The sequence below is a fragment of the Microvirga sp. P4_G7 genome, assembly GCF_056401005.1.
Genome location: NZ_JBFUKD010000131.1, coordinates 1 through 7,522, shown reverse-complemented (window position 1 = coordinate 7,522; position 7,522 = coordinate 1). Strand labels below are relative to the sequence as shown.

Annotated in this window: 9 protein-coding genes; all 9 read left to right on the top strand. The window is 63.4% G+C overall.

The window, feature by feature from the left end:
• The coding region (locus AC1DT3_RS08335) for a hypothetical protein (protein WP_477464785.1) at positions 1–239 on the top strand (239 nt) is incomplete at its 5' end.
• Positions 240–261: 22 nt separating this feature from the next.
• Positions 262–519, top strand: a complete 258-nt coding sequence (locus tag AC1DT3_RS08330) for a GIY-YIG nuclease family protein (protein ID WP_477464784.1) — start codon at positions 262–264, stop codon at positions 517–519.
• 448 nt (positions 520–967) lie between these two features.
• Positions 968–1,282: an FtsB family cell division protein gene (locus AC1DT3_RS08325; protein WP_477464783.1), complete on the top strand. Its 315-nt coding sequence runs from the start codon at positions 968–970 to the stop codon at positions 1,280–1,282.
• 174 nt (positions 1,283–1,456) lie between these two features.
• On the top strand, positions 1,457–2,518 hold the full coding sequence (pdhA, locus tag AC1DT3_RS08320; RefSeq protein ID WP_477464782.1) for a pyruvate dehydrogenase (acetyl-transferring) E1 component subunit alpha: 1,062 nt from the start codon (positions 1,457–1,459) through the stop codon (positions 2,516–2,518).
• 57 nt (positions 2,519–2,575) lie between these two features.
• Positions 2,576–3,997, top strand: a complete 1,422-nt coding sequence (locus AC1DT3_RS08315) for a pyruvate dehydrogenase complex E1 component subunit beta (protein WP_477464781.1) — start codon at positions 2,576–2,578, stop codon at positions 3,995–3,997.
• Positions 3,998–4,001: 4 nt separating this feature from the next.
• The gene (locus AC1DT3_RS08310; protein ID WP_477464780.1) at positions 4,002–4,298 is read left to right on the top strand and encodes a DUF5076 domain-containing protein; all 297 of its coding nucleotides are present in this window, start codon (positions 4,002–4,004) and stop codon (positions 4,296–4,298) included.
• A 26-nt stretch (positions 4,299–4,324) separates the two neighbouring features.
• Positions 4,325–5,674 (top strand): pyruvate dehydrogenase complex dihydrolipoamide acetyltransferase, encoded by a 1,350-nt coding sequence (locus AC1DT3_RS08305; protein WP_477464779.1) that lies wholly within the window; start codon positions 4,325–4,327, stop codon positions 5,672–5,674.
• Complete coding sequence (locus tag AC1DT3_RS08300; protein WP_477464778.1) at positions 5,671–6,102, top strand: hypothetical protein; 432 nt, start codon at positions 5,671–5,673, stop codon at positions 6,100–6,102. Before AC1DT3_RS08305 ends, AC1DT3_RS08300 begins: the two co-directional genes overlap by 4 nt.
• A gap of 29 nt (positions 6,103–6,131) precedes the next feature.
• A partial coding sequence (gene lpdA, locus AC1DT3_RS08295; RefSeq protein ID WP_477464777.1) for a dihydrolipoyl dehydrogenase occupies positions 6,132–7,522 on the top strand: 1,391 nt, incomplete at its 3' end.

The window sequence follows — 7,522 nt, the reverse complement described above, 5'->3', positions numbered from 1 at the left end:
TGGCCGGGCTCGTCCCGGCCACCTCGATCGGTATGGCGCGGCGCTTTTCGGAGCGAGGTCACCGGGACAAGCCCGGTGATGACGTGTGGAGGGGCGATGACGCGTGGAGCGATCTGGAGCCGCTCGTGTCATCCCCGGCGAGCGAAGCGAGGAAAGGGGACCCATGGCGGGACGCGGCGAGCGCGGCGCTATGGGATCCCTTCCCCTCCGCCGGCTCCGCCGCCTCCGGCCGGGAATGACACGTGGGGGGCGGGGACGACTATGAACTACGCTGTCTACATTCTCGCGAGTAGAAAGAACGGGACGCTTTACATCGGTGTGACGTCGAACCTTATCGCCCGCATGGAGCAACACGGCGCTCGGGTCGGCTCCGGATTTGCCGCGCGCTATGGTGTGTCGCGCTTGGTGTATGTGGAGCGCTACGCGGAGGTCGCGGAGGCGATTGCGCGAGAAAAGCAATTGAAGGGTTGGAACCGCAGCTGGAAGATCAAGCTGATCGAGCGCGGCAATCCGGATTAATTGGCAGTCGACCCGACCGCGTGTTGAGCGGTCCCACCCCAATGTCATCCTCGGCGCGCACCGCCCCTCGTGTCATCCCCGGCGAGCGAAGCGAGGGAAGGGGATTCATGGCTGGGTGCGGCGAGTGCGGCTCTATGGGTTCCCTTCCCCTCCGCCGTCTCCGCCGCCTCCGGCCGGGAATGACACGTGGAGGGGCGGGGAGGACCATGCCACCGTCCTCCCCCGTCATGGCCGGGCTCGTCCCGGCCACCTCGATCGGTATGGCGCGGCGCTTTTCGGAGCGAGGTCACCGGGACAAGCCCGGTGATGACGTGTGGAAGGGTGGTGACGTGTGGAGCGATCCGGTGCGCCTCCCCATGTCATCCCCGCGACGGACACGTGGCGCGAGGACTCGCGGGGGAGGTCGCTCTAAACGCGTTCTTAACCATGCCGCCTTATGAATCGGCGTATGGTTGTTCGCAGACGTGCCCGCAAGATTCTCATTCCGCTGATGCTGTATTGCATTTCAGCCGGCGTGGTCGGCTATTTTCTGCACCATGCTCAGACAGGCGCGCGGGGTGCTCAGGCGCGCGAGCAATATGAGACCATGGCGGCCGAACTCTCGAAGGAGCTCGGTGATCTCAAGACGGAGCGCGGCAACTGGGAACGCCGCATCGCGCTGCTGCGGAGCGATCAGATCGATCGCGATCTTCTCGAGGAGCGGGCCCGCGTGATGCTCGGACGTGTGCACCGCAACGATCTCGTGATTATCACCGGGCCGTAGCAACGTTACCCGAAAATTTTGAATTAACTCGATTTCAGTTGATCGACTTATATGAAAGCGATTTCAACAACTTATGTCATTCACCATTCCTGTATAAACTCTTTTTTAACCCCCTCGATTTCCGGCTTGGCGTGAGATAGAACTTTGGTCTGAGGAAACCCTTCGGAGGACCCGATGGCTGTTGCTGCCCGCAAGGCGGGCCGTGCTTCTACAAGCACGGCTAACAAGTCCATTTCCAATAAGAACGCGGCCAAACGTGCCGCTCCCAATACCCCGCAATTCACCAAGGATGAGGATCTGTCCGCGTATCGCGACATGCTCCTGATCCGACGCTTCGAAGAGAAGTCCGGCCAGATGTACGGCATGGGTCTCATCGGCGGCTTCTGCCATCTCTATATCGGGCAGGAAGCGGTGGTCATCGGCATGCAGATGGCGACGAAGGACGGCGATCAGGTGATCACCGGCTATCGCGATCACGGGCATATGCTCGCCTGCGGCATGGACCCGAAAGGGGTCATGGCCGAGTTGACCGGACGTCGTGGCGGCTTGTCGAAAGGCAAGGGCGGCTCGATGCACATGTTCTCCAAGGAAAAGCATTTCTATGGAGGCCACGGCATCGTCGGCGCGCAGGTGTCGCTCGGCACGGGCATCGCGTTCGCGAACCATTACCGCGAGAACGGCAATGTCTGCCTGACCTATTTCGGCGACGGCGCCGCGAACCAGGGCCAGGTCTACGAGAGCTTCAACATGGCCCAGCTGTGGAAGCTGCCGGTCGTGTACGTGATCGAGAACAACCGCTACGCCATGGGTACGTCGGTCAATCGCGCCTCCGCGCAGACTGATTTCTCGAAGCGCGGCGTGTCGTTCAACATCCCGGGCGAGCAGGTCGACGGCATGGACGTGCGCGCGGTCTACGCGGCCGGCCAGCGCGCCATCGAGCATGCGCGGTCCGGCAAGGGCCCCTACATCCTCGAGATGCAGACCTACCGCTACCGCGGTCACTCCATGTCCGATCCGGCGAAGTATCGCACGAAGGACGAGGTGACCCGCATGCGCGAGGAACACGACCCCATCGAGCAGGTGCGCCGCCGCCTTCTGGAAAGCTGGAAGCTGTCCGAGGACGAGCTGAAGGTGATCGACGGCAAGGTGCGCGAGATCGTCAACGAGGCGGCCGAGTTCGCCACGCACGATCCCGAGCCCGATCCGGCCGAGCTCTACACCGACATTCTGCTGTAAGCGCTTTTCGCGACTGAAGCATTTTTCGCCGCAGCGACAACTGGAAAAGAGTCTTCCATGGCGATCGATATTCTCATGCCCGCTCTCTCCCCGACGATGGAGCAGGGCAAACTGGCCAAATGGCTGAAAAAAGAGGGCGACAAGGTCAAGCCCGGCGACGTTCTGGCTGAAATCGAAACCGACAAGGCGACGATGGAGGTCGAGGCGATCGACGAAGGCGTGCTCGCCAAGATCCTCGTCTCCGACGGCACCGACAACGTCGCCGTCAACACGCCCATCGCGGTGCTCGCGAGCGAGGGTGAGGATACGGCGACCGCGATCGCCAACGCCAAGATGCCGGATCTCGGCACGAAGGCGGAAGCCCAACCTGCTCCGACGCCGGATGCGCAGGCCGAAGGCCTCGCCGACCGGCCGGCGGCAACGCCTCCGAGCGCTCCCGCGGCGCCGGCGATCGTCACCGGGTACGATGCCTCCGACGAGGTTCCGGAAGGCACCGAGATGGTGTCCATGACCGTGCGCGAAGCGTTGCGCGACGCCATGGCGGAAGAGATGCGCGCCGACGACAAAGTCTTCGTCATGGGCGAAGAAGTCGCGGAATACCAGGGCGCCTACAAGGTGACTCAAGGTCTGTTGCAGGAATTCGGCCCCCGTCGCGTCGTCGATACGCCGATCACCGAGCACGGTTTTGCGGGCGTCGGCGTCGGCGCTGCGTTCACGGGCCTGCGCCCGATCGTCGAGTTCATGACCTTCAACTTCGCCATGCAAGCGATCGATCAGCTCATCAACTCGGCTGCGAAGACGCTCTACATGTCGGGCGGCCAGCTCGGTGCGCCGATCGTGTTCCGTGGGCCCAACGGCGCGGCTTCCCGCGTCGCGGCGCAGCACAGCCAGGATTTCGCAGCGTGGTATTCGGCGATCCCCGGCCTGAAGGTCGTGGCGCCCTACACCGCGGCCGACGCCAAGGGTTTGCTCAAGAGCGCCATCCGCGATCCGAACCCGGTCATCTTCCTCGAGAACGAGATCCTTTACGGTCAATCGTTCCCCGTGCCGAAGCTCGACGATTTCACGATCCCCATCGGCAAGGCGCGCAYCCATCGTCCGGGCAAGGACGTCACCATCGTTTCGTTCGGCATGGGCGTGTCCTACGCGCTGAAGGCGGCCGAGGAGCTTTCGAAGGAAGGCATCGAAGCCGAAGTGATCGACCTTCGCACCATCCGCCCGATGGATACCGACACCATCGTCGCGTCGGTGAAGAAGACCGGCCGCTGCATCACGGTGGAAGAAGGCTATCCGCAATCGGGTGTCGGCGCCGAGATCGTGGCGCGCATCATGGAACACGCGTTCGACTACCTGGACGCGCCGGTCCTGCGCGTCACAGGCAAGGACGTTCCGATGCCCTACGCAGCCAATCTCGAAAAGCTGGCTTTGCCGAACGTGGGCGAAGTGGTGCAGGCTGTGAAGGCCGTAACCTATCGGTGACATCATGACCGAACGGAAATTCGAAGCGCTGAACGTTCCGCCGGACGCCCTCGAAAAAGGGGGCGTCGAAATCCTCCGGGCCTCGGTGGTCGAGGGTGCGGTCAGCATCGCTCTACGCCGCGCTTTCGACGATCCGTTCACGTGGGGCGTGCTCCTCGTGGATCTCGCCCGCCACGCTTCCCGTGTCTACGCCATGGAAACTGACTTGTCCGAAGACGAGGCCTTCTCCGCGATCATCGCTGGGATCCAGGCCGAGTTGGACGATCCGTCGAATCCCGGCGCCACCCAGGCCATCAACTAGAACATTCGCTCGGGATCAAAAACGCCATGCCCATCAACATCCTGATGCCAGCCCTCTCGCCGACCATGGAAAAGGGCAACCTTGCCAAGTGGTTGAAGAAGGAAGGCGACACGATCAAGTCCGGCGACGTGATCGCCGAGATCGAGACCGACAAGGCCACCATGGAAGTGGAGGCCGTCGATGAGGGCATCCTCGCCAAGATCGTGGTGCCGGAGGGCTCCGCCGATGTGCCGGTCAATCAGCTCATCGCGCTGATCGCGGGCGAAGGCGAGGATCCGAAATCGGTCGCGGCCTCGGGTGGCAGCGCGCCGGCGGCAGCCAAACCTGCACCCGCTCCCAAGGCGGAAGCGCCAGCACCTGCGCCCGCATCTGCACCTACATCTGCACCTGCACCTGCGGCAAAACCCAACGGCGCAGCGGCCGCTCAGGCTGGCGCTCGCGTGTTCGCGTCGCCCCTCGCCAAGCGCATCGCAAAGGACGCGGGCCTCGATCTGTCCGCCATCCAGGGTTCGGGTCCGCACGGCCGGGTGGTCGAGAAGGACGTCCGCGCCGCGATGGCTGGCGGCGGCGCCAAGCGCGCCCCGTCCGCAGCTCCGGCCGGCGCGCCGTCGCAGGCCGCGCCCCTGGCGACCAGCGCGTCCGCGGAACAGGTCAAGGCCATGTTCGCGCCGGGCAGCTACGAGGAAATCCCCCTCGACGGCATGCGCAAGACCATCGCCAAGCGGCTGGTCGAGTCGAAGCAGACCGTGCCGCACTTCTACCTGTCGCTCGATTGCGAACTCGATGCGCTGATGGCCATGCGCGAGCAGATCAACGCGGGCGCGCCGAAGGACAAGGACGGCAAGCCGGCCTTCAAACTCTCAGTCAACGACTTCGTCATCAAGGCGCTCGCGGTCGCGTTGCAGCGCGTGCCGGCGGCGAACTCGGTCTGGGCCGAGGATCGCATCCTGCGCATGAAGCATTCGGATGTGGGCGTCGCGGTCGCGGTCGAAGGCGGCCTGTTCACGCCGGTCATTCGCAGCGCGGAAACCAAGACGCTCACCGCGATCTCCGCAGAGATGAAAGATCTTGCCGGACGGGCGCGGACGCGTCGTCTCAAGCCGGAGGAATACACCGGCGGATCGACGGCGGTGTCCAATCTCGGCATGTTCGGCATCAAGGATTTTCAGGCCGTCATCAACCCGCCGCACGGCACCATCCTCGCCGTCGGCGCGGGTGAGCAGCGCGTCGTGGTGAAGAACAACGCGCCCGCCGTCGTGCAGGCGATGACCGCGACACTCTCCTGCGACCACCGCGTCGTCGACGGCGCACTCGGCGCCGAATTGCTCGCGGCGTTCAAGGGCCTGATCGAGAATCCGATGGGGATGCTGGTGTGAGTGACAAAGCGGGCGGAGACAATACTGTTCGGCGGAATTGGTTCACCAGCACCCGCAAGTTTGTCGTTCTGCTCGGACTTGGTTGGCTGCCTGCCGTCTTGTTGTTTCAGGGCCTAGGCGAGAGAGGATTCGGAAGGGATTTTGATTTTGCGATCATCGGCGTGATGTTCATGTTCGGGATCTTTGCAATACCTACTCTTCTGCTTTCGGTCATTGTGCCAACGCACAAGGATCGGCTGGTCATCGTGCCGCTGCTGCTGTTCGCCTATTTTGATTGGAAGTTTGACCGAAATTCGAGTGCCCATCCTCCTTCGATGGTCGCGGCTTTGCAGTGGGTTGTCACATTCACGGCGATCGCCCTGGTCATCCCGGAAATACCGCTGGTGGGACGATTCTATCGACGGCTCCTCGGCCTGAAGTCACAATAGATCGCAATGGTTTTTAAGGCGAAGCAACCATGACAAGCACCTACGACATCATCGTCATCGGCGGCGGGCCGGGCGGGTATGTGGCGGCGATCCGCGCTGCGCAGCTCGGGTTCAAGACCGCGGTCGTGGAGCGCGAGCATCTCGGCGGCATCTGTCTCAACTGGGGCTGCATTCCGACGAAGGCGCTTCTGCGTTCGGCCGAGATCTATCACTACATGGAGCACGCCAAGGATTACGGGCTGTCGGCCGAGAAGATCGGGTTCGACGCGGCCGCTGTCGTCCAGCGTTCGCGCGGCGTGTCGGGCCGTCTCAACGGCGGCGTCGGCATGTTGTTGAAGAAGAACAAGGTCGACGTGATCTGGGGCGAGGCCACCCTTCCGAAGGCCGGCGAAGTCGTCGTGGCGGCGCCCAAGAAACCTGCGATGCAGCCGCAGCATCCGGCGCCGAAGGGCACCCTCGGTGCGGGCACCTATCAAGCCAAGAACATCATCGTCGCGACCGGTGCGCGGCCGCGCGTTCTGCCGGGCATCGAGCCGGATGGAAAGCTGATCTGGACCTACTTCGAAGCCATGGTGCCGCCGGCGATGCCGAAATCGCTGATCGTCATGGGTTCGGGCGCCATCGGCATCGAGTTCGCCTCGTTCTATCGCACCATGGGTGCCGACGTGACCGTGGTCGAAGTGCTGCCGCAGATCCTTCCCGTCGAGGATGCCGAGATCGCCGCGCTCGCGCGCAAGCGCTTCGAGAAGCAGGGCATCAAGGTGCTCACCGGCGCCAAGGTGACCAAGGTCGAGAAGGGCGCCAATTCCGTCACCGCCACCATCGATGACGGCAAGGGCACGCAGACGATCACCGCCGAGCGGATGATTTCCGCCGTCGGCGTCGTCGGCAACGTGGAGAATCTCGGCCTCGAAAAACTCGGCGTGAAGTTCGACCGCGGGACGATCGTGACCGATGGATTGGGCCGCACCAACGTGCCGGGCATCTTCGCCATCGGCGACGTCGCCGGCCCGCCGATGCTGGCGCACAAGGCCGAGCACGAGGGCGTCATCTGCGTCGAAACCATCAAGGGGCTGCACACCCACGCGATGGACAAGAACAAGATCCCCGGCTGCACCTATTGCAACCCGCAGATCGCATCGGTCGGCCTCACCGAGGCCAAGGCGAAGGAGCAGGGGCTCGACATCCGCGTCGGCCGCTTCCCGTTCGTCGGCAACGGCAAGGCCATCGCGCTCGGCGAGCCGGACGGTCTCGTGAAGACGATTTTCGACAAGAAGACCGGGCAATTGCTCGGCGCCCACATGATCGGCGCGGAAGTCACCGAATTGATCCAGGGCTTCGTCATCGCCATGAACCTCGAGACGAGCGAGGAAGAGCTGATCCACGCCGTCTTCCCGCATCCGACCCTCTCGGAAAGAAA

Bases quoted from the DNA above. Each gene is read 5' to 3' on its own strand.
- AC1DT3_RS08330 (WP_477464784.1), top strand. From the start codon at position 262: ATGAACTACGCTGTCTACATTCTCGCGAGTAGAAAGAACGGGACGCTT.
- AC1DT3_RS08325 (WP_477464783.1), top strand. From the start codon at position 968: ATGGTTGTTCGCAGACGTGCCCGCAAGATTCTCATTCCGCTGATGCTG.
- pdhA (WP_477464782.1), top strand. From the start codon at position 1,457: ATGGCTGTTGCTGCCCGCAAGGCGGGCCGTGCTTCTACAAGCACGGCT.
- AC1DT3_RS08310 (WP_477464780.1), top strand. From the start codon at position 4,002: ATGACCGAACGGAAATTCGAAGCGCTGAACGTTCCGCCGGACGCCCTC.
- AC1DT3_RS08305 (WP_477464779.1), top strand. From the start codon at position 4,325: ATGCCCATCAACATCCTGATGCCAGCCCTCTCGCCGACCATGGAAAAG.